Genomic DNA, 22,435 nt, shown 5'->3' with positions numbered 1-22,435 from the left:
CACTGAATCGTCAAATAAACTCGCTTATTGATTTCGCCACGCTGAGAGTAAATGCTGAAAAAAGATGCGATTAACAGTCGACGGTAACCGCTGTTATGGTGCAGTTTGGACGTCCAAATGAATCATAGATGACGTAACAACCTTGGGTTGTTGGTGTGCCACTTGCTGGCACTTCATAGCCTACAAGGGTATATTGATTGTTGACGCGTGTTTGTAGCTTATCGTCAATTGAGATGTCGATAAAATCAAGCATTTGAAGTCGAGACCCAAGCTCAGCGACGCTTTCAGGGCACAAATTTCTAAAATCGACCTCAGCAGAGCCAAATCCAAAATCGACAATATAGTTAGCTTGACCACTACCCGGGTTGGAAGTTACCGGACGTAAACCGTTAACACGAGCCTTATTTTGCGCCAAGGCTGCTGTAGCATGCATCTGGCTTGCAATTGCGTTAATACTTGCGACTTTAGCATCTGAGGAAATATCGATAAACCGAGGCGCTGCCACAACCGCGATTATACCAATAATCACGATCACGATAATCAGTTCAATAAGTGTAAAACCACATCTAGATCTTATGTTGTGCATAACTCAGACACTGTCATAACCGTTTCGAATTTATCCCCATGTTACTTATCGGCTGAATCGATATCGAGTTGAATTAAAATGTTGAGGTAAATTTAAAAGCGCACTGCTGAGTCTGGTTTATAGCTAATTTTGTCAATGCTGATACAAGCTCTAGATATAAGACCTTAAATATCGCTGCCTTCACATGCTAGCTCTTTAAGCTTTGACAATGCTGTTTCAGCATCTGTCGATGCAATAAACACATGGTCGTGGTAGTACGCGGCTATTACATTAGCGCTGATATTGGCTTGGGTGAGCTTCGTTGCTACCGCCGCAGTCAAACCAACAGCATCAAGGCTAGAGTGTACTCTTAGCGTAATGCATCTAAATACGCCTGAGAAAGCCAAATTATGAGCTTCAGCAATTTCTTTTTGCACAACAACTGTCAAACCTTCTTTTTCTTGAAATGTACTAATGGGATTTAACACAGCTAAAACTTCTGCGCTATAAGCATCGAGCGTTCCAAATACATATTCGTTTTCAGTCAGAATGGGTGTCATAGATGCAATGAGTTTTTTTAAGTTTTTTTCACCAGACATAATAATTTCCGCCATTGATTATTTGTGTTAACTAGATATTTTTAGACCCACTATGCCAACAAATATTAGGGCAAAACATAATATATGCTGTAGTGATAATGGTTGATCAAAAAAGTAATGATTAATAACTGATATGGTAGAGACACCTACAGCAAGCCATACTAGATAAGCATGACTAACAGGTATTTCTTTTAAAGAGATTGAAAATAACAAGAGACTGAGCGCCATAGAAACAATGGCTAAAAATACATAAGGGATATTTGAAAATGATTCCGATTTTTGAATGCCAACTAACCAGCCAGCTTCTAGTATTCCCGCTATTAATAATATAAACCAATACATTTTTGTACTCTACTTTAATAGGGGTCGTCCCCAGAGAAAATAGAGCGGTGAGGTCGTCCTCACATCGTTGGTTATGCTTGTTGGTAAGCCTATCAAATTTTTGCTCAAAAGCAAAACGTATGATCTGACGTTTGCCACTCAGCCAGAAAATTAATTCTTTCCAGCCTAACTTCTGCTAAGGATAGTCTATATACGCATTTTGCGTGCTTTAAAATACTATGCGTTTTTAGTTTGCGGATGCCCAACTCAGGTTTAATGTTTCAGATGCTGGAAGCTTAGTCAGCATTCATACCACGTTACGAATCACCAACAATTTGGCAATTCATCGGCACATCAACGCGCTTAATACTTTAAACTCAAAAGTAAAATTCTAGGCGTTCGTAATGTGCGCCTGGGGATAAATCTTTAACTAATTGATTATATTGCCCTTATTTTATCCACATATTATATAATTGCGTATAATGTATATTATGTTAAATAGGATATTGCGCACAAGTAATCCACAGGCTCCTTTTTTGCTGGTCATTTAAATAAAGATTTTAAGGCTGAATCAGAAAAGTCTCACGCTTACAAATATGAACGACTCCCCTTGCGGAAAATTTATTTGAGTTGGCTTTGTGGTAGATAATTCAGCAGTTACGGTTTTGTGATTTTATTTATTATGGTCGCTTGCAAAAAAACAGTTGTTCAAACTACTTATGCTGAATTTTGTATAAGCGCTTTTTGATTTTCATGTTTAATCTTTTGATAGGCATAGTAAATGTGTTTATTAGCTAATCGACTTTTACTGTGCCTGTGTAGAATAAATAATTATTACGCTCTCACAACGCTAAATACGGCACTAGCTCTAGCAATACGCGTATCATTAACATCAAAATAGCAATTGGCAAAGGCTAGGCTCTGTCCTAGCTTCTGTACGTCGGTCTTAATTTCGACCCAGTCGCCTATATGAGCCGCACCTGAGAAATCGATGGTTAGACTCGCAGTTGCAAGCGGAACCGGTTCACCCTGAGAAAATGCTGTGCTGTAGCCTAATGCTATATCTGCCAGTGTACTTAGCATACCGCCGTGCACAGTGCCTCTTTTGTTGCAGTGCTTGGCCTCTATGCGCATACCAACGATGAGGTCGGTTCCAAGTTTTTTATTATATATGGGCCCAATGAGATCGAGAAAAGGACTGCTTCTGAATAAGGGCTTATACCCTTCTGGAATTTCATTCATATGTGACCCCTACATGCATTTACCTGCTAAATTGACTTAACATTATCAGTGATTTTAGGCATTTGCATCATATTACTGCTTTTACTAACAAGCTCAGAGAGCTGTGCACTTGTCGTAATTTTTAGAGATTATAGTTAAAAGCAAAGTAATAATATTAACAGGCCATAAAATTATAAGATCGGTCGTAAAATTACTATTAAGTGTAAAGCCTAACGTTATAGATAACGCCTAATATTAAATTGAGATTTATCTGACAAGACGCGTATAAGCTTAAATCGCATATTGAGCTTGTTAAATTGCAAGCCAACACCATTACGTTAAACAGGCAGCAAATTGAAAAAGATTGAACCGATGTATTCAACGATCATAATAGGCACTGGATTTGGCGGTTTAAGCGCAGCCATTAACCTCAAAAAATTACACATTAATGATTTTGTCATGCTTGAAAGGCGAAGCTTTTGCGGCGGTACATGGCGTCAAAATCGTTATCCTGGTGCAGCTGTAGATGTGCCGTCTCCGCTATACAGTTTTGAAAATGAGCCTTATCCATGGTCGCGTCTCTATGCTAAACAAGCTGAACTTGAGGCCTATACACTGCATTTAATCGATAAACATGAACTCAATGAAAAAATCTTACTCAATTCAGAGGTGCTCGAATCCCGTTGGGTGAATGATCATTGGCGGTTGACCTTGAGCAATGGGAACGTTTTGACTGCCCGCACGGTTATTAACGCAACAGGGCCACTGAGTACGCCCGTTGTTCCAAACTTTCAGGGCAAAGACACGTTTAGCGGCCTGAGTTTTCATTGTAATGATTGGCCCAAAGATTTATCAATCAAAGGTAAAAAGGTAGCGATTGTTGGCTCAGGTGCAAGTGCAATACAAATCATCCCTGCCATTGTTGAAGAAGTCGATGAGTTACACGTATTTCAGCGCACGCCACATTGGATATTACCTCGTATCGATTTTAGTTTTGCCAAATGGGTAAAACCCTTGCTGACGAATAAATGGTTATATGGCGCATTGAAGTGGTCGATATATGTGCATCATGAACTCAGAGTGCTTGCTTTTAAATACTCTAAAGCACTCCTAAAGGTCCTAGCTCAGATACCTGCTATTCGACATTTAAAGAAGCAGATCAAAGATGACACACTACGAAACACCCTGACGCCCAATTTCATGATTGGCTGCAAACGCATCTTAATGTCTAACACGTACTATCCTGCACTGCAAAAGCACAAGGTCACTCTGCACAACAAAGATAACGGTATCCAAGCAATCAACGAACACGGCATTCTTACAAACCAAGGTGAACAAGTTGATGTAGACTTAATCGTATACGCGACAGGATTTGATGCGGCCGACAGTATGATCTCATATTCGGTGATTGGCAGAAATAATATTGCCTTAAAGGACCAGTGGCGCGATTACCCTCGCGCATATTTAGGCACAAGCATCCCAAATTTCCCGAATTTCTTTGTCGTTACAGGTCCGAATACGGGTATTGGGCATACCAGTGCAATTTTTGTAATTGAGTCACAAATACGCTACATCAATATCTGCTTGGAAAAAATAAAGAACAATCCGCACCTAAGTATCGAGCCCACAGAATATGCTGAGGATGAATACACGAAAATGGTGCATTCTGAAATGACAAAGACCGTTTGGCATTATGGCGGGTGTCAATCCTGGTATCAAAACGCGTCTGGGAAAGTCATTGCAATGTTTCCGGGCTTTAGTTTTACATTCAGAAAGTTGTGCAAACGCTTTAAATCTGCTCACCATTTATTAAAGGAGCACAATTTATGAATCTAATATTAATACTGATCATCGTTTCAATGTATGTGTTATTTATTTCACGTTCGAAAGTACTGGGGAAGTTTCTTTATACGCAGTTTATGAACTTAGAACGCAAACGAGCAAAGTTGCATAACGAAATCGTTGTTGTTGATGATGTACCCATCACACTTTATCGCAGTAACGAGTTCAAGCAAGACAAACCGACCTTATTGTTACTGCATGGCTTTAGCGCAGACAAATCCATCTGGCACCGTTTTGCTATGCAGGCAAAAGACGACTACAACCTCGTTATTCCAGACATGTTAGGACATGGCGATACACCCTACTCTGTTGAGCAGTCTTATTCGACCCTGGCGCAAACAGCGATGCTGATGAAGTTGCTATCACAGTTAAAGATCACGCAATATTCGGTGATTGGTAACTCAATGGGGGGCATGATTGCTATGCGCTTGCTACTGCAAGACGGTGAGCGCTTGGCTAAGGCAGTGCTTCTCGACCCCGCTGGAGTTAAGTCTGAGTTTGCAATGCAAAGAGCAGAAAAAAATATGAATCCATTTTTAATTCCCGAGGTGGCAGATTTTTTTGCTTTCTACAATAAATCAATGGCAAGACCGCCCTTCGCACCGCCTTCAGTCTTGCACTATGTAGGCGAAGTAAATTATGTTCAAAAATATAAACAATTCGCACATATGTTCAGGGACTTTTTCAATATGGATGAGTTTTTTGATACGCCCTTTGAAGTCGACGCAAGCAGGCTAAAAATCATTTGGGGTGAAAAAGACCAACTGCTGCCAGTAGCAGATTCTAAATTATGGGCTACACTCAGTGGATGCCAAGCAGACATATATCCAAACATTGGACATATGCCCATGGTTGAATGCACAAAAGTTACTTACGATGATTGCCATCACTTCATACACGAAAGATAAACGTCTACCGTGTATACCCAAGTATAAATAAAACGCGCCTGAAAAGACGTTTGTTTGCTAGATTGTTAGGCCTGAGGTCAATTGCAGTGCGCAACACTTCGGTATCCATTTGTTATTACATTATTTATAGTATGTGAGGAGTAGATGATGACCGGACGAGCTTTTATACGACTAATCGCAAAACGTGGCATACCTTTGAGCTGTATCGCTGCCAAACTAAACTGCAAGTTAGCCACCCTGCGCGCAATTGAAAAAATGGAACAAGTGCCCAAACATTATGCTAATAGGTTTGTAACGGCATTTAAAGGTTCGTTGACTGCGTCCGATATGGAATTACTTAGTCAATAAGATTGCGCTTTAGATACTATTTAAGTTATTGTTCTAGCAATCAAAATTATAGGAACACCTAAGTAAAGATGGAATTTCTTTTACTTCTGATTGCCTTTATTTGCGGGTTTGCTTGCAAGCTGGTTAGCTTACCCCCGCTAATTGGTTACCTTGTTGCAGGGTTTATCCTCAATGCGATGGGGTTTTCATCTAACCCTGCCATAAGCACAATCGCCGATTTGGGTATCACCGTGATGCTCTTTACTATCGGATTAAAACTAAACTTAAAGGATTTGATTAAACCTGAGATATGGTTTGCAAGCGTTGCGCATAGCGCCGTTTGGATTTTATGTTGTGTTGGGCTTTTATTTTTATTGGCGCTTATTCCGCTTGCCCATTTTACAGAGTTGAGCTTTATGCAACTGGCCTTAATTGGCTTCGCGTTTAGCTTTAGCTCGACCGTGTGTGTGGTTAAACTATTAGAAGAAAGCGGTGAAATTCGCACAAGACATGGAAAAATTGCGATTGGCATTTTAATCATGCAAGACATATTCGCAGTGTTATTCCTAGTATTTGCAACGGGTAAGGTTCCGTCGATTTATGCACTTGCCTTGTTCGCGCTTATTCCTTTGGCCCCATTGTTGAAAAAACTACTGTCGGAAGCTGGGCACGGCGAACTGCTCCCGCTGAGCGGTTTAGTGTTCGCTTTAGGCGGGTATCAATTATTCGAACTTGTTGGCGTGAAAGGCGACTTAGGAGCACTAGTCTTTGGGATTTTGTTAGCCGGTACATCTAAATCTTCAGAACTAGCAAAATCGTTGTTAAGTTTTAAAGACCTTTTCTTGATTGGGTTTTTCTTATCAATCGGTTTAACCGCCCTTCCCGATTTAGAAATGACCTTGATTGCGTTGTTGCTAACCTTACTTATTCCTTTAAAGTTTATGATGTTTTTTGCATTATTTACCCAGCTCAGACTGCGCGCTCGGACCTCGTATTTAGCAAGCCTTATACTGTCTAATTACAGTGAATTCGGACTCATAGTAGCAGCGGTGGCGGTAAGTGTTGGAATGATCAGCGAACAGTGGTTAGTTATTATCGCAATGAGTGTGTCATTTTCGTTTGTGCTTACCAGCATCCTTTATAAACAATCGCATAATCAATATATTCTCATCAAAGAGCCCTTAAAGAAATTTCAGAAACCTCGTGCACTCGCCGAAGATGTATACCCCAGTTTTAATAACGTAGATGTGTTGGTTATCGGTATGGGCAGAGTAGGAAAAGGCGCTTTTAGTGCGCTATCAAAAGATATAGGAAGCGCAGTCTGTGGAATGGATGCTGACCAAGATAAAATTAACAGACTGAATAAAGACGGTTACAACGCCATTGTTGGCGACGGAGAGAATATTGATCTCTGGGAGAACTTAGACATCTCAAATATTAAGCTTGTGTTACTGGCGCTGCCATCTATTGAAGACTCTTCTAATATAACTTGCCAACTGCGAAGCGCGAAGTTCAATGGTAAAGTTGCAGCCATTGCCCGCTACGAAGATGAGGTACAGCCACTTTTAGACAGCGGTGTCGACCAAGTATTCAACTTCTTTACTGATGCTGGTCTTGGGTTTGCAGAAGAATCTCTGGCGATTCTTGGACGGGGCCAGCCTACACAGGCGGATAAGCAAGCCTAAATCAGGATACTCTGCGTTTCTCCACTGCTGATTCAAGTACATTTTCTTTGAAAGTGTGCTTAATTCCTATCCTACTAAACTTAAATCGCATCCTAAATGAGAATGATTACATTTATTAAATGACTGAATTATATGATGTTTTTTGCTTTTTCAGAAAGGTATTGCTAAACTTGCCAAATATTCATTCTTAGGGGATCTACATGCAAGGCGCATTACCTGTATTAAAAGCCTTAAACGAGATGCTAACCGTTGAGTTAACATCTATTAATCAGTATTTTTTGCACGCTCGCATGCATAAAAATTGGGGCTTATCAAAGCTGAACGACGCAGCATATAAAAAGTCGATTGTTGATATGAAACAAGCAGATAAGTTGATTGAACGTATCTTATTTTTAGAGGGCTTACCGAATCTACAGGCCCTTGGCAAACTTTACATTGGCGAAGATACACCCGAATGCTTGAAATGCGACATGAAGTTTCAACATGCACAAATCCCGCAGCTAAAAATAGCGATTGCGCTCTGTGAGCAACATCAGGATTACGTTAGCCGCGACTTATTAACTAAGCTTCTCGACGACGAAGAAGAGTATCTCGATTGGCTTGAAACTCAGTTATTACAAATTGAACAGATGGGCTTAGAAAACTACTTACAAGCCCAGTTGGAGGATTAGATATGCAAGGTAAAGAGAACGTAATTGCAGGCTTAAACACCTTATTAGGATATGAATTAGCGGCTATGGACCAGTATTTTGTGCACTCTCAAATGTACGCGGACTGGGGCTTAAGCAAACTGTTTGACCGCATCAGTCATGAATTTGACGATGAGAAAGGTCATGCTACCAAACTGATTGAACGCATGTTGTTCTTGGGCGGCACGCCAGATATGCAGACACGCACAGGCTTATTAATCGGCTCAGAAGTCCCTGATATGTTAGAAAGTGACTTGCGTGTTGAGTATGAGGTTGCAGCAAAGCTAAAAGAAGTCATTGCTATTTGCGAAATTGAACATGACTACGTGACGCGCGACATGTTGCTTATCTTACTAGACGATACGGAAATGGACCACGCGCATTGGTTAGAGCAACAGCTTGGCCTCATCAAGCGGTTGGGTCTACCCAATTACCTGCAGTCGCAAATGTAAATTAGTCCTGATAAGTACTAAAAGTAAATTTTACTAACGCCACTTCTGAAGTGGCGTTGTTTTTTATGTTGGCATAAAGCGCCCACTGCATTTCTGACAAATTACAACTTCCCAAAAATGTTACGGCACGCCCAGTTTGAGATGGATCTTCGAACAGCACTGGGGTTTTCCCCATATACATATTGACCCCCTCTATCCAGACATTCTGAATACTCAGGCCATCATTTTGACTAAACTGTAGGAATAGCTCTTCTTCGGCAACCGGCGGCTGTTCAAAATTTACTCGCACTGTTTGATTAAACACCAGCGGTGCACAAGCATCGCTTGTTAAGTCACAATTACCTGAAGCTGTTAACGAACTGCTTACATTTGACAAATAAACACCAAAAATCACTGCGCACAGCAGTAAAATCGTAAGTATAAATCGGAATAATGGGAATGATTTTTTCACAATTTATTAACCGTAAACTTTCCTTTATTGACCAAGATCAAACCTTAGTTGTATATGGTATCTTTTTGTATTTAAGTACTTTATGATTCTTTTCGACTAGTGCCAAGTTTACTTTTCTTGAGCGCCCCACTCAACTAGGACGTGAGAAATAAAAGTAATTCAACACTCGTTTTATTCAGTTCCATTTTATTTCTATACACGGAAATTTTAGTTATGAGCGAAACAAGCCAAGTTCAACCTGATTACAACTACAAAGTTGTCAGGCAGTTTACCATCATGACGGTTATATGGGGCATTATTGGTATGTCAGTGGGTGTTTTATTAGCTGCACAGCTATTTGCACCCGCATTAAATTTTGACATTCCATGGCTCACTTATTCTCGTCTTCGCCCACTGCACACTAACGCGGTAATTTTTGCGTTTGGTGGCTGTGCGTTATTTGCCACATCCTACTACATCGTTCAAAGAACATGTCAGGTTAGATTGTTTAGCGACAAACTCGCCGCATTCACATTCTGGGGTTGGCAGGCGGTTATTCTTTCAGCCGTTATTACGCTTCCACTCGGTCTTACCTCGTCCAAAGAGTATGCTGAGTTAGAATGGCCAATTGATATTTTGATTACCTTGGTTTGGGTGGCATATTGCATAAACTTTTTCGGTACATTAGTTATTCGGAAAACGTCTCATATCTACGTTGCGAACTGGTTTTTAGGCGCTTTTATGCTTACCGTAGCGGTATTGCATATTGGTAATAGTATGGCGGTTCCCGTGAGCATGTTTAAGTCGTATTCGATATACGCAGGTGCGGTAGATGCGATGATGCAGTGGTGGTACGGCCACAACGCTGTAGGCTTCTTCCTCACCGCGGGCTTCTTGGGCATGATGTACTACTTCGTTCCTAAGCAAGCCGGGCGTCCCGTTTACTCTTATCGCTTATCGATTGTCCATTTTTGGGCACTAGTATCGCTTTATATATGGGCCGGTCCTCACCACCTACATTACACAGCGCTACCAGATTGGACACAGTCACTAGGTATGGTGATGTCGGTTATACTATTTGTGCCTTCTTGGGGCGGAATGATCAACGGTATCATGACCCTCTCTGGCGCTTGGCATAAACTGCGTACTGACCCGATTCTTCGTTTCTTGATTGTTTCTTTGAGCTTCTACGGTATGTCCACCTTCGAAGGACCGATGATGGCCATCAAAACCGTTAACGCTCTATCTCATTACACCGACTGGACCGTAGGTCATGTTCATTCTGGTGCATTAGGCTGGGTTGCGATGGTGTCTATAGGATCTATCTATCACTTGGTACCGATACTCTTTGATCAAGCCAAAATGTATAGCACTCGTTTGATTAACGTGCACTTCTGGTTAGCGACCATTGGCGTGGTCTTATATATTGTCGCTATGTGGATATCAGGCGTATTACAAGGTCTTATGTGGAGAGCAATCAATGCTGACGGCACCCTTGCCTATTCTTTCGTAGAATCTTTAGAAGCGTCTAAACCCTTCTACGTGGTTCGCTTTATTGGTGGTCTGTTTGTTGTAGCGGGTATGCTTATCATGGCTTATAACTGCTGGATGACTATTCGTGGTAAAACAGAGGCAGTTGAAAGCTCTGCAAATACTAAAGCATTAGGAGCGGCGTAATGAAGAATCCACATGAACTCATAGAGAAAAACGTCGGACTATTAACTATCCTGATTCTAGTTGCCATTAGCTTTGGTGCAATGGCACAGATTCTTCCGCTGATGTTTCAACAAAGTGTGCTTGAGCCTGTGAAGGGCTTACGCCCCTACACTGCATTAGAAATGGAAGGCAGAGACATCTACATCCGTGAAGGTTGCGTTGGCTGCCATAGTCAAATGATTCGCCCTTTCAGATCAGAAACTGAACGCTACGGTCACTATTCTGTATCAGGAGAATCAGTTTGGGAACGTCCGTTCTTGTGGGGCTCTAAGCGCACCGGTCCTGACTTGGCAAGAGTAGGTGAACGATATTCGGACGAATGGCATCGGGTACATTTAATCAACCCACGTAATGTGGTGCCTGAATCGAATATGCCTGGCTATCCATGGCTAGAAACCAATATTCTGACCGGTGAACATACCGCTAAGAAGCTTGAAGTAAATAAGATGTTAGGTGTCCCGTATACCGAAGAAGATATAGCCGGCGCAAAAGCAGCTGTTGAGGGTAAAACCGAAATGGAAGCGCTCATTGCATATCTTCAATCACTTGGGACGCATCTACAATGATGGATCAAGGCACAATTGGCAGCATATTTACTGTCATCGTATTCGTTTCCTTTGTTGGCGTAATTATCTGGGCCTTTAGCAGCCGTAACAAAAGCAATTTTGATGAAGCCGCTAACCTGCCCTTCGCAGACGAAGATAAACACCAGTCAACAAAGAAAAATCAGGAGTCATAGCTGATGACTATGTTTTGGACAATATGGATTAGCGTAATTACATTAGGAACAATATTAGGTTGTTACTTATTAATGCGCTGGACACTTGCAAATAATACAGGTGTCGAAGAAGGCAAATCAATGGGTCATGATTTTGATGGCATTGAGGAAATCAACAATCAGTTGCCACGTTGGTGGACCATCTTATTTTATTTAACCATGGTATGGGGCGTGTTGTACTTAATTGCTTATCCCGGTTTAGGTGGTTTTAAAGGTTTGTTAGGTTGGGAAAGTGCGAACCTGCACGTGCTCTCTTTAGAAGAGTCTAGGCAAGCCCTGCGCGAAGATATTGATGAGGGTCGTTTAAACGAGTACGCAACGCAGATTAAAATTGCAGAAGAATTATTCGACCCAATTTTTGCTGCTTATGCTGCCGTTCCCATCGAGGAATTGGCAAAAGACAACGAAGCACTGCAAGTTGGTAAGCGTCTGTTTATCCAAAACTGTGCACAGTGCCACGGCTCTGATGCGCGCGGTCAACGCGGCGGTTTCCCTAATCTCACCGACAACGACTGGTTGTATGGTGGCACGGGCGCTAAAATTAAAGAAACCCTAATAAAAGGGCGTATTGGCGCGATGCCTGGCTGGATAGATAGCTTTGGCGAAAAAGGCATTGATGAAGTAGTGGCTTACACCTTAAGCCTCAGCGGCAGAGATGTTGAGCAAAGCCTCGCCACGGCCGGAAAGGCGCGCTTTGTGGTTTGCGCAGCTTGTCACGGTATGGACGGTAAAGGGAATCAAATGCTTGGTGCCCCTAACCTTACTGATAATATCTGGCTTTATGGCGGCAGCACCCGAGCCGTAACCGAAACCTTAGTGTATGGGCGTAACGGTGTCATGCCCGCATTTGACGAAACCCTTGGCGAAGACAAGGTACACGTTGTTGCCGCATACGTGTATAGTCTGTCGCAGGAATAATGCGATAAAAGATTCGCGAATTGTACTGGCAATAGGCAAGTAAATTCGTTGATAAAAGGCCTCGTTTCGCGAGGCTTTTTTGTGTAAATTCATACACTCCGAAAGGAGTAATTAAACAGGTTTAATTAGGCTAATCATGCAAGAAAAAGACACTCAACCTTGGTATAAGCAATTCTGGCCTTGGTTCTTAATCGCAATACCCTTGTCATCTATTATTGTTGGCAGCTTTGTTATCCGTTTTGCGACCGATGGCACTAATAGCTTGGTAGTGGACGATTATTACAAAGAAGGTAAGGCGATCAATGCCCGATTAGACAAGATCGATTTAGCCCGAGAAATGGGCATCTCTACCCTCCTTAGCGTGCAGCAAGGAAATATAGAGCTTGAATTTGTCAGCGGTGCTCCTAAAACCGGTGAAGCATTAAAGTTAGACTTCTTTCACGTTACGATAGAAGACCGCGATTTTGATGTATTGCTTACTCGCGATGCGAATGGTATTTATCGCAGTAATGCGAATAATCCGATCGACGGTAAGTGGCGTCTTCGCCTCATGCCAATGAATGAAGAATGGAAAGTACAGGACCGCGTAAATCTACCCCAAGCTAAGGCATTTCGTTTCGAACCATAATGAGTATAATTATTGCAGAAGGCGGCTGCTTTCACTGCGGTTTGCCAAATATTGAGGGTACAAAGTATCCTGTTGCCATCGTTGGACAAACTCACTATATGTGTTGCCCTGGTTGCCAGGCTGTGGCTGCGGCTATTGTCGACAACGGTCTAGAAAGTTACTATGAATTTAGGACCGAACCGGCGGCGCGAGGCGATGCTGCGCTTGACAATACAATGGCTAAGTTAGCGGTCTATGACGAGCCTGAGTTACAGGAAGAATTTGTTTTTGATCAAGGTAAAGATAAGCAAATTCAACTCACTGTTGAAGGGATAACCTGTGCTGCTTGTGGTTGGCTAATTGAAAAGCAGCTCGCTAAAGTAAAAGGGCTCAAACAAGTTTCGGTTAATGTGTCTTCACGCAGAGCGCTAGTAACCTGGAATAATGACGAACTAAAACTCTCGGGCATCTTAGGCAAAATGAAGTCCATTGGTTACGAGTCACTGCCATTTCAGGCTGATAATCATGAAGCATCGTTTAAAAAAGAACAAAAAGCATACTTAAAAAAGTTAGGCCTCGCGGGCATAATGACGATGCAAGTAATGATGTTGGCCATGGGCCAATACTTTGATATTTTTGGTAATATCGACCCCGAAGCCATTGCTTATTTTAATGCGGTCAGCCTCCTGTTAACCACCCCCGTTGTGCTGTACTCCGGCAGTATTTTTTATGTGAGCGCCATCAAAGCCCTTATGGCGAAAGGCGTGAACATGGACGTTCCGATTACCATTGCCATTGTTGCTACTTATATAGCCGGAGTATTAGCGGTCAATAAAAATACCGGTGAAGTGTATTTCGAATCAATCTGCATGTTTGTATTTTTCTTACTGATCAGTCGCTATTTGGAGCATCGTGCGCGCCATCGAGCCTCAGAAATATCGTCAAATATGTTAAAACTAATTCCGGTAACAGCCGCGCGCTGGGAAAACTCCGAATGGGTCACCGTATTAGCAAAACAACTAGCTACCGGCGATAAAGTGTTGGTCAAGGCCGGCGAATCTATCCCGATTGATGGGATCGTATTAGAGGGCAGTTCAACTGCCGACGAGTCTATGCTGACTGGCGAATTTGAGCCAGTACGTAAGCGCGCAAACGATAAAGTGTTTGCCGGCTCTGTGAATCAACAGGGCAGTATTACTATTGAGGTCACAAGCAGTCTCAAATACGCGATGATGAATCAAATACTGCGTTTACAAGAAGCGGCCATGGGCAGTAAGCCCAAAATTGCCCTTATCGCCGATAAACTGTCTCGATATTTTGTTAGTGTAGTGCTGCTAGTAAGCGCCCTAACCTATTGGTATTGGTGGTCACAAAACGACCCGCATGCATTTTGGATTACGATTTCAGTATTGATTGCGACTTGTCCATGTGCCTTAGGATTAGCCACCCCATCTGCTTTGACCTGTGCAATGGCAAAACTTAATAAATTAGGAATATTGCTAAAACGCTCCGACGCGCTAGAACAAGTCACGCATGCCACCGATATTGTGTTTGATAAAACAGGCACCCTTACACAAGGCGCATTTTCTATTAGCCAACAGTGGCTCTCCACTTCGCCTAAGCGCATCAATCCGCCGCTAGGTGGCGAAGGTAAGTCTAACAATCCCCCTCATAATTACTTATTGGCTTTAGCCAGTTTTTTAGAAACTCGCTCGGAGCATCCAATAGCTAAAGCATTTACCGAACCCTTTGCTGAGTTTGGTTTCAATATCGAGCAGTATCAGATAGAAATTGGCAAAGGAATATCGGCTACAGTCAACGCTCATCAATGTTATATAGGGTCTAAAAAGTTTGTACTGAGCCAAACTGGTCAACAAGATACGTCTGAATGGGAGGGCGCGAATGTGTTGCTGGCTATCGAGCATCAAGTTGTTGCGGCCTTTTGGCTTACTGACACAATAAAAGACGACGTGAAACAAGTATTAGCTAACATTAAACAGTTCAATTTGAGTATTCTAAGTGGTGATGCACAGGTGAATGTCAGTCATATTGCAGAGCAGCTCAATATTCCCAATGCCATTGGCGCCTGTCCACCCGAAGCGAAACTCGCCTATATTAAACAGCAACAGGCACTAGGTAAGTCGATGATAATGCTTGGTGACGGCATTAATGATGCACCTGTATTGGCCGCCGCTGACGTATCTATTGCGGTAGGCAATGCATCTGATTTAGCCAAGAATGCCGCCGATATTGTCTTGCTCAATACCAAGTTAACCGCGCTTAATGACGTGCTGACGATGGCAGCGCGGACTAAACGAAAAATCAAACAGAACATTGCGTGGGCGCTCGGCTATAACATATCAGTGTTACCATTTGCCGTTATGGGCGTATTAACTCCTTGGCAGGCAGCTTTAGGGATGTCCTTAAGTTCAATAATAGTGGTATATAATTCCACTCGTTTAATGCGATAATACTGCGATGAGTATCATATTTGTTTTAATCCCACTGGCCATCATTATTGTATCTATTGCAATTGGAGTGTTTTTTTGGGCGGTAAAATCCAATCAATTTGACGATCTAGAACGTCAGGGCTACAGCATCTTATTTGATGACGACATTAAAAAATCTGATGTTGATGTGGCTGTAAAAGCAGAGCCAGAGCAAGGCCAAGCCTCCAGCGGAGCAGACATAGCAGCAAAACCCCAAAAACAGAATACCCTCAAGTCTACTGAGTCAAATGACTGAAATTGGCCTGCTATCAGCATTTTTGATGGGCTTAGCTGGCGGTGTTCATTGCATCGGCATGTGCGGAGGCATAGCAAGCGCATTTACGTTTGCAATCCCTAAACAAGCATCACCGAGTTTCTATATTGTTGCCTACAATGTCGGCCGGATTTTGTCCTATAGCGTGGCTGGCGCATTCACAGGTTATCTAGGGGCTATCGCCAGTAGCAGTATGACTACGACTTTACCTATTCTAACCTTGGTCAGTGCGTCGTTTTTGATTCTTCTAGCTCTTTATATTAGTAACTGGTGGAAAGGTTTGTCGTATTTTGAGCGGATCGGCGGTCATCTGTGGCGTAAAATACAGCCACTGTCAAAAAAGCTGTTACCTTTTAAACATCCGGGCTATGCCCTCGCTTACGGCATGGTTTGGGGCTGGCTTCCCTGTGGGCTAGTTTACACCGCATTAACTTGGTCATTAGCTTCGGGAAGCGCATTAAACGGTGCGTTGTTTATGCTGCTATTTGGACTAGGCACCTTTCCAGCGCTGATTGCTACAAGCCTGGGAGCCAGCTTTTTAGTGCCATTACTGCAACATAAGTTAACGAGAAATATTATAGCCATTAGTCTAATTCTTTTCGCATTTGTTTTGATTTTGCCAATAATTCAAGGTATAACATGATCTAAATATTTATAAGGAGTGTAGCGATGGGCAATAGTGCCGAGCTCTCCATCCACTGCCAAAGTTGCAGTTTTAGCCACCTTTGTTTACCGGTAAGTCTAAGCAAGACTGAATTAGAAAGCCTTGACGATATTATCGAACGTAAGCGCCCTCTTCATAAGCACGACAAACTTGTCAAAGCTGGTCAGGTCTTTCATTCCCTATATGCAGTGCGTTCTGGCTCATTTAAGTCATACATTAGTGATAAAGACGGCGTTGAACAAATTACGGGCTTTCATTTTCCCGGCGACATTATCGGTTTTGATGCTTTAAAAGACAATATGCATCAAAGCTACTCCCAAGCTCTTGAAACGGCGATGGTGTGTGAATTGCCCTACGACACATTAGACGCAGTATCTGAGCGTTACCCTGCATTACGTAAACAAATCATGCGTTTCATGAGTGCTGAAATCAAACACGACCATGATCTGATGATGCTGTTAAGTAAACGCAGCGCTGAAGAGCGCTTGTTGCATTTCATTAACGATTTATCGAAACGCTTTGACGAACGCGGTTACTCAGCCAAACAGTTTAATCTATCGATGACCCGTAACGAAATTGGCAATTATTTGGGTTTAACCGTCGAAACTATAAGTCGCTTGCTCACCCGCTTTCAAAAAGAGGGTTTAATTAAAGTAGATGGCAAACTCATTAGCATAGTGGATTTTGATGGTGTCAGGCAGCGTATGCCTGAAAGTGAAATGTCTTTTTCGGCATCTAATTAACTTTTTAACCCTTCATTGATCTAACACAAGGTGGCGGCATGCAGATGCTGACCACCTTTTTTATTGTGTTTTATACTAAGATCAACAAACCCTAGAGCTATAACCATCAGTGGAGAGCACATATGTTTAACTGTTCACGAATTTTAGTGGTATTTGACCCCTATCATGATGTTCAACCGGCTTTTGACAGAGCCTGTTTCCTAGCCAATAAACTGCATGCAAATATTCTGTTAGTCAGCTGTATTTATGATGAAACCTACGATATGACGAACTTTCTGAGCACTGACCAACGCGTGGATATGAAGGCCGCATTGATGAATGGTCAAGTTAAGGCCATGAATCAGTATATAAACAAATGTGGGGCGGTGAATGTAGAGATTAAATCAGTTTGGCATAAATCGCTATATCGCGGGATCATTGATACCGCAACTCACGAACACTGTGATTTAATTGTAAAAAGTTGCAAAGAACACAATAAAATCGCTCAAAAAATATTTACTCCGAATGATTGGCATCTGCTGCGCTTCAGCCCCATGAATGTATTGATGGTTAAAAACCACGACTGGCCTGAAAACGGCAACATAGTGGCTGCTATCAGCATAGATACAAATGACAAAGTGCATAATCTATTAAGTGAGCGAGTCACTCAGATCAGCGCAGATTTATCACAACTGGTAAAGGGTAGCTTACATTTAGCCAACACTTTTGCCGGCGCACCTATGCATGTTGCGATAGAGGTACCAAGTTTTAACGCTCAGGCATACAACCTTGATATCCAAGCAAAACATGAGAAAGAAGTGAAGGCAATTGCCAAACTGCACAAATTACCAGATCAAAATATACATGTTAGCGAAGGCTTACCTGAAGATGTTGTGCCCGGCCTTTGTGATAAGCTCGATGCAGAGTTACTAGTTTTGGGTTCAGTTGGCCGCAGAGGAATTTCAGCAGCCCTGTTAGGCAATACTGCGGAACATATTATAGATAGAGTCAACTGTGACACGCTAGTGATAAAGCCGCAGGTTCAATGAATTGGATATTTGACCACGCTGACTAGCTTTCTATCGATTTGCGCGCAATATTCACGCATGCAGTAGATGAAAAAACGCCGCAAATTTCGTATACTTGCGGCGTTTTCATTTTACTCAATGTTTTTAATACGGATAAAGCACAGACTATGTCAGTTAAGCCAAAAGCTACATACAATTTTAATAAACTGCAAAAGCGGCTTCGTCGTGAAGTGGGCAAAGCCATCGCCGATTTCAATATGATTGAAGACGGTGACCGCATCATGGTTTGCTTGTCAGGCGGCAAAGACAGTTACACTATGCTCGACATACTGCTTTATCTGCAGCGTATTGCTCCCATTCAGTTTTCGATTATTGCGGTCAATTTAGACCAAAAGCAACCGGGCTTCCCGGAGCACATTTTGCCTAATTATTTAAGTGAACTAGGCGTAGATTTTGAAATAGTGGAAGAGGACACCTACTCCATCGTATTAGACAAAGTCCCTGAAGGCAAAACAACCTGCTCACTTTGCTCGCGGCTGCGCAGAGGCATTTTATATAAGACCTCTAAAACTCTTGGAGCCACCAAAATTGCTTTGGGCCATCACCGTGATGATATGATTGAAACCTTATTTTTAAATATGTTCTATGGCGGAAAAATAAAGTCGATGCCGCCAAAACTGTTAAGTGATAACGGCGAGCATATGGTTATAAGACCGCTCGCATATTGCAAAGAGGTCGACATTGAGCGCTATTCACAAAACATGGCATTTCCGATTATTCCTTGTAACTTATGTGGTTCACAAGAAAACTTACAGCGCAAAAATATTAAAATGATGCTGCAAGACTGGCAGAAGCGCTTTCCAGGGCGCATTGAATCAATGTTCAGCGCCATGCAGAATATCGTGCCATCTCATATGCTAGATCATCAGCAGTTTGACTTTAAAAGTCTTGATACCAACACCATATTGTCTGGAGAAGGTGATATCGCATTTGATAAAGTCGACGTTCCAAAGTATTTCTCAGTGGACGAGCCCAGCGCCACTATTATTGAACTAAAATAAATCCATCAAATAAGGAGTTGTTGTGAAGATTGGCTTAGCGTTAGGCGCCGGTGCCGCTCGTGGTTGGGCGCACATAGGTATTATCAAAGCCTTAGAAGACATTGGCGTCAAAATTGATGTGGTGGCCGGCTGCTCTATCGGCGCATATGTAGGTTCGGCTTATGCAAGTGGCAAACTCACAGAGCTTGAAACATGGGCAAACACATTAACTGAATGGCAAGTTTTCGGCTTGCTCGGCGTAGGCTTTCGGCGTGGAGGCTTAGCCAGCGGTCAAAAGGTGTTTGAAAAGCATCGTGAAGAATTTTGTGCGCAAACCTTTGAGCTAATGGACAAACCTTTTACCGCTGTCGCAACCGATCTCTACTCAGGTAAAGAAGTCGCTTTTAATAAAGGCAGTATAAGCGAAGCAATCCAGGCCTCCTGCGCTATCCCGGCACTGTTTCCGCCTATCGAACATCATGGTCGCTGGTTGGTCGATGGTGCAGTAGTGAATCCTGTGCCGGTGAACCAATGCAGACAATTGGGCGCTGACTTTGTGATCGCAGTGAATTTGAGTGCTGATTTTCGACCGCAGCTAATCGAAAAATCAGAAAAGGAACACATTGCATCGCAAAAGAAAACCGATGAATTAATTAGTAAGGGCTCTAGTGGTTTTATGAAGCAGTGGTTTTCTCCCGCGCCCAAAGCTAACAAAATGGCTGCGCCAGGAATAATGGGTGTAATGAGCAGCTCATTGGAGATACTGCAAGCGAGAGTTACTCGCTCAAGGCTTGCAGGCGATCCACCCGATGTACTGATTGAGCCTCAGTTAGGTGACGTAGGTCTTTTAGAGTTTCATCGCGCAAAAGAACTTGCCGATAGAGGTGAAAGAAGCGTACAAAGGCTGGCAGAACAAATTGCTTACCAGCTTAATATAAAAAATGATGATGCTAAGAATACTTAGTTTAATTAGTAGCTAGCGCGGTTATGCGTAACGGTTCAATGGGTAAATTGATAGGCTTGCCAGCCTCAAAAAACGCTTCATTTAAGGTTAAGGTCCCCTGCGTGATTGTATATCCATTTTCCATGGTGCTAGTGTAGCTTTGGTCCTCAAACTGAACTACTAGGCCTTTAACCGTCGGCATCATAAAAGATAAGAAACTTCCCATTTCATTAAAAAACGCTTCGTACTGCTCTTTAATAAATACGAGCTCTTCAAAACTATAATAACGTTTGTTGTACTCTGGTTTAGTCTCAAGCTGCACAGATATATCGCATTGGTTGCTTGGTTCGCTTACATCAATATAAATCATGGCATCCGCTAAGCGAAGGGCCTTCTCTGATGGAATGGTAAAGCGATTTTCGCTAGATATTTCTAGCGGTATTTGCTGTTTTTGAGTGCTTATACGTGCAGAATTGATTTGGCAAAGTTTACCGCTTTGGATATGCGTAAACCCAAATGCAAAACGCAGGGCTTGCGTGTCATCGTTTTCTAGCTTACGCACATGGCTATGAAAGGTCTTATAAGACACTTCTATTTCGTCTGCAAAGACTGCACTATTTCCCGTGCACAAGAGCACCGCGCTGATGCTCAATGCCTTAAATAGTCTGCTGGTATGTGTAAACGTCACGTTTAAATTAGCTCCTCGTTAATTCTTATCATTTGCTGAAGCTCTAAAATATATTCTTCGCCACGTTCAGAGTAGCGACTCAAACCCTCAGCAAGCTTTATGGCTGTTATTTCTTGTTGGTTGTTACGTAATCTCGCCCGAATAGCGCGCAGCTCAGTATAGGCTGGATGCCGATTAAGGTTTCGCATATATGAATACATCGCACTCGACAAATCGTCGTATTTTGCAACTTCATGAATGGCGCCTTCATTCCGACGTCTTGGAACAAAGCCGCAGTCTTCAACAAAGCACCACATACCAAAGAAGTTGTATCCCTCTACGGCAAAGCGGCTTGTTCCCCATGCAGATTCATTAGCGCTTTGTACTAATACTAGTTCAGCGGGGATAATATCAATTCTGCGTAACAGTGTATCTAAAATCGCTAGTGATGCTTGATCTGTATCAACGCGATACTCTTCTACCAACCAATCGATTTCAGCCTGCTGGTCATCGCTGAGTGGCTCTTGCGCTACTAGCTTTGCCCGAAGTCCCTGTAAATAGTTACGCACTCGCAGAATATATTCATTTTGGGCATCTACGGCAGGCCTAAGATAATCAAAGAAGGCCTGTTTTTTTTCAGTGACATCATCGAATTGTTTAAAGTCTGGAACAGGCTCTGTGGCATTTTCAACTTGAGGGATATCGGCAACCAGCGAAGGTTTAGGCTGTAAATAAATGATCAGTGAAATGAGGAGCAGCAAACAAAAGCTTGCCGCAGAGATAATCTTTAATTTATGCATCAAACACTCCTGTATCTTTAGGCTGAGATTGTTCTGTTGACTCCGCAGAACAAAAAAGTTCAGTGTAGAGCACCGCTTTGACATTATAAAAATACGGACCAACCCAAATCAAGGCAAAACCAAAGGTGAGCACAACCCCCACAAACAGCGCTAAAAATATGAGAAAAATAATGCTCATTTGAAATAAATAGGCATTCGTCATTCGTATTGACAAAAAAATAGCTGAAAACGGCGTGAGCTGTTTATCCACAATTAGAGGCAAAGTAAAGGTGGTCGCCATAAACACGTAAAAAGCAGGCAGGACAAACGGCATCATGCCGATATCAGTGGCAATGGAGATTAACAAGGACGCTACACCTAGTGGCAATATATAGCTGACGTAAGCGAACACATTTATTGGTTTAGCTACCACGCCTCTCACTGTTGAAATGGCCAACATGGCGATACCCGCAAATACCGGCGCCAACACTACATTGATGACTAAACTGGCCAGCACATTTTGTGTGTTAGACACTAACTGCAGATCTTCAGGCGTAGTAATATTGAAGGTTTGAATGAATATAAAGCCGAGAACTAAAGCCATACCGACCAAGGCCAATATACCTTGGACCAAAATCCAATTGTTGTTTGCACTTAGCTCACGCGCCCGCGATAAGACATTTTTTACATCAAAATTGTACTCTTTTGCGAGCATGCGCTTAATATGAGCGTCGTCTTTCATTATCACCTAAATGTAAGCAAATCTATAAA

Annotated in this window: 25 protein-coding genes; 17 read left to right on the top strand and 8 right to left on the bottom strand. The window is 42.4% G+C overall.

Going from position 1 to position 22,435, the window contains the following annotated elements; all coding sequences use genetic code 11:
- Positions 1-70 precede the first annotated feature (70 nt).
- The 4 genes from AB9H30_RS02770 to AB9H30_RS02755 all read right to left on the bottom strand — a co-directional run bounded on the left by AB9H30_RS02770 (position 71) and on the right by AB9H30_RS02755 (position 2,727).
- Positions 71-586, bottom strand: a complete 516-nt coding sequence (locus tag AB9H30_RS02770; RefSeq protein WP_371193094.1) for a prepilin-type N-terminal cleavage/methylation domain-containing protein — start codon at positions 584-586, stop codon at positions 71-73.
- 164 nt (positions 587-750) lie between these two features.
- Positions 751-1,164, bottom strand: coding sequence for an ACT domain-containing protein (locus AB9H30_RS02765; protein WP_371193093.1), 414 nt, complete (start codon positions 1,162-1,164; stop codon positions 751-753).
- A gap of 27 nt (positions 1,165-1,191) precedes the next feature.
- Complete coding sequence (locus tag AB9H30_RS02760) at positions 1,192-1,506, bottom strand: multidrug efflux SMR transporter (protein ID WP_371193092.1); 315 nt, start codon at positions 1,504-1,506, stop codon at positions 1,192-1,194.
- 813 nt (positions 1,507-2,319) lie between these two features.
- Complete coding sequence (locus AB9H30_RS02755) at positions 2,320-2,727, bottom strand: PaaI family thioesterase (RefSeq protein WP_371193091.1); 408 nt, start codon at positions 2,725-2,727, stop codon at positions 2,320-2,322.
- Positions 2,728-3,060: 333 nt separating this feature from the next.
- Here AB9H30_RS02755 and AB9H30_RS02750 point away from each other — a divergent pair, with 333 nt between their 5' ends.
- The 5 genes from AB9H30_RS02750 to bfr (AB9H30_RS02730) all read left to right on the top strand — a co-directional run bounded on the left by AB9H30_RS02750 (position 3,061) and on the right by bfr (AB9H30_RS02730) (position 8,609).
- Positions 3,061-4,536, top strand: a complete 1,476-nt coding sequence (locus AB9H30_RS02750; protein ID WP_371193090.1) for a flavin-containing monooxygenase — start codon at positions 3,061-3,063, stop codon at positions 4,534-4,536.
- Positions 4,533-5,456, top strand: coding sequence for an alpha/beta fold hydrolase (locus AB9H30_RS02745; protein ID WP_371193089.1), 924 nt, complete (start codon positions 4,533-4,535; stop codon positions 5,454-5,456). The genes AB9H30_RS02750 and AB9H30_RS02745 overlap by 4 nt, the downstream gene beginning before the upstream one ends.
- A 416-nt stretch (positions 5,457-5,872) precedes the next feature.
- Positions 5,873-7,468, top strand: coding sequence for a cation:proton antiporter (locus AB9H30_RS02740; RefSeq protein WP_371193088.1), 1,596 nt, complete (start codon positions 5,873-5,875; stop codon positions 7,466-7,468).
- 200 nt (positions 7,469-7,668) lie between these two features.
- Positions 7,669-8,139, top strand: coding sequence for a bacterioferritin (gene bfr / locus AB9H30_RS02735; RefSeq protein ID WP_371193087.1), 471 nt, complete (start codon positions 7,669-7,671; stop codon positions 8,137-8,139).
- 2 nt (positions 8,140-8,141) lie between these two features.
- On the top strand, positions 8,142-8,609 hold the full coding sequence (gene bfr / locus AB9H30_RS02730; RefSeq protein ID WP_371193086.1) for a bacterioferritin: 468 nt from the start codon (positions 8,142-8,144) through the stop codon (positions 8,607-8,609).
- Position 8,610: 1 nt separating this feature from the next.
- Here the strand turns inward: bfr (AB9H30_RS02730) and AB9H30_RS02725 are convergent, their stop codons facing one another.
- Positions 8,611-9,060, bottom strand: a complete 450-nt coding sequence (locus tag AB9H30_RS02725) for a hypothetical protein (protein ID WP_371193085.1) — start codon at positions 9,058-9,060, stop codon at positions 8,611-8,613.
- Between the two features lie 213 nt (positions 9,061-9,273).
- On the opposite strand from AB9H30_RS02725, the gene ccoN reads away from it, so the two are divergent.
- The 12 genes from ccoN (at position 9,274) to rssA (ending at position 20,239) form a co-directional block, all read left to right on the top strand.
- Positions 9,274-10,716 (top strand): cytochrome-c oxidase, cbb3-type subunit I, encoded by a 1,443-nt coding sequence (ccoN, locus tag AB9H30_RS02720; RefSeq protein WP_371193084.1) that lies wholly within the window; start codon positions 9,274-9,276, stop codon positions 10,714-10,716.
- On the top strand, positions 10,716-11,321 hold the full coding sequence (gene ccoO, locus AB9H30_RS02715) for a cytochrome-c oxidase, cbb3-type subunit II (RefSeq protein ID WP_371193083.1): 606 nt from the start codon (positions 10,716-10,718) through the stop codon (positions 11,319-11,321). The genes ccoN and ccoO overlap by 1 nt, the downstream gene beginning before the upstream one ends.
- Positions 11,321-11,494 (top strand): cbb3-type cytochrome oxidase subunit 3, encoded by a 174-nt coding sequence (locus AB9H30_RS02710; RefSeq protein ID WP_371193196.1) that lies wholly within the window; start codon positions 11,321-11,323, stop codon positions 11,492-11,494. Before ccoO ends, AB9H30_RS02710 begins: the two co-directional genes overlap by 1 nt.
- Positions 11,495-11,497: 3 nt before the next feature.
- A complete protein-coding gene (ccoP, locus tag AB9H30_RS02705) occupies positions 11,498-12,451 on the top strand; it encodes a cytochrome-c oxidase, cbb3-type subunit III (RefSeq protein WP_371193082.1) in 954 nt (317 codons plus the stop codon).
- 136 nt (positions 12,452-12,587) lie between these two features.
- Positions 12,588-13,079 (top strand): FixH family protein, encoded by a 492-nt coding sequence (locus tag AB9H30_RS02700; RefSeq protein ID WP_371193081.1) that lies wholly within the window; start codon positions 12,588-12,590, stop codon positions 13,077-13,079.
- Positions 13,079-15,529 carry a heavy metal translocating P-type ATPase gene (locus AB9H30_RS02695; RefSeq protein ID WP_371193080.1) on the top strand — a complete coding sequence of 817 codons (2,451 nt, stop codon included), beginning with the start codon at positions 13,079-13,081 and terminating at the stop codon, positions 15,527-15,529. The genes AB9H30_RS02700 and AB9H30_RS02695 overlap by 1 nt, the downstream gene beginning before the upstream one ends.
- Before the next feature lie 7 nt (positions 15,530-15,536).
- Positions 15,537-15,803, top strand: a complete 267-nt coding sequence (ccoS, locus tag AB9H30_RS02690) for a cbb3-type cytochrome oxidase assembly protein CcoS (protein ID WP_371193079.1) — start codon at positions 15,537-15,539, stop codon at positions 15,801-15,803.
- Positions 15,796-16,464, top strand: coding sequence for a sulfite exporter TauE/SafE family protein (locus AB9H30_RS02685; protein WP_371193078.1), 669 nt, complete (start codon positions 15,796-15,798; stop codon positions 16,462-16,464). The genes ccoS and AB9H30_RS02685 overlap by 8 nt, the downstream gene beginning before the upstream one ends.
- Positions 16,465-16,490: 26 nt before the next feature.
- Entirely contained in the window at positions 16,491-17,228 is a 738-nt protein-coding gene (fnr, locus tag AB9H30_RS02680; RefSeq protein WP_371193077.1) for a fumarate/nitrate reduction transcriptional regulator Fnr, read from the top strand.
- Positions 17,229-17,350: 122 nt separating this feature from the next.
- Positions 17,351-18,256, top strand: coding sequence for a universal stress protein UspE (gene uspE / locus AB9H30_RS02675; protein ID WP_371193076.1), 906 nt, complete (start codon positions 17,351-17,353; stop codon positions 18,254-18,256).
- A 146-nt stretch (positions 18,257-18,402) separates the two neighbouring features.
- Positions 18,403-19,296, top strand: coding sequence for a tRNA 2-thiocytidine(32) synthetase TtcA (gene ttcA, locus AB9H30_RS02670; RefSeq protein ID WP_371193075.1), 894 nt, complete (start codon positions 18,403-18,405; stop codon positions 19,294-19,296).
- A 22-nt stretch (positions 19,297-19,318) separates the two neighbouring features.
- On the top strand, positions 19,319-20,239 hold the full coding sequence (gene rssA, locus AB9H30_RS02665; protein WP_371193074.1) for a patatin-like phospholipase RssA: 921 nt from the start codon (positions 19,319-19,321) through the stop codon (positions 20,237-20,239).
- Between the two features lies 1 nt (position 20,240).
- Here the strand turns inward: rssA and AB9H30_RS02660 are convergent, their stop codons facing one another.
- Genes AB9H30_RS02660 through AB9H30_RS02650 form a run of 3 tightly spaced genes read right to left on the bottom strand, consistent with a single transcriptional unit; the run spans position 20,241 to position 22,406 of the window.
- A complete protein-coding gene (locus tag AB9H30_RS02660) occupies positions 20,241-20,906 on the bottom strand; it encodes a DUF2987 domain-containing protein (protein WP_371193073.1) in 666 nt (221 codons plus the stop codon).
- A 2-nt stretch (positions 20,907-20,908) separates the two neighbouring features.
- Positions 20,909-21,685: a glucosaminidase domain-containing protein gene (locus AB9H30_RS02655; protein ID WP_371193072.1), complete on the bottom strand. Its 777-nt coding sequence runs from the start codon at positions 21,683-21,685 to the stop codon at positions 20,909-20,911.
- The gene (locus tag AB9H30_RS02650; RefSeq protein ID WP_371193071.1) at positions 21,678-22,406 is read right to left on the bottom strand and encodes a hypothetical protein; all 729 of its coding nucleotides are present in this window, start codon (positions 22,404-22,406) and stop codon (positions 21,678-21,680) included. The genes AB9H30_RS02655 and AB9H30_RS02650 overlap by 8 nt, the downstream gene beginning before the upstream one ends.
- Between the last annotated feature and the right edge of the window lie 29 nt (positions 22,407-22,435).

The organism is Glaciecola sp. SC05, from assembly GCF_041380235.1.
Taxonomy (GTDB): Bacteria; Pseudomonadota; Gammaproteobacteria; order Enterobacterales; family Alteromonadaceae; genus Glaciecola.
Note: the sequence above shows the minus strand (reverse complement) of the source record. Positions and strands in the feature narration are given on the sequence as shown.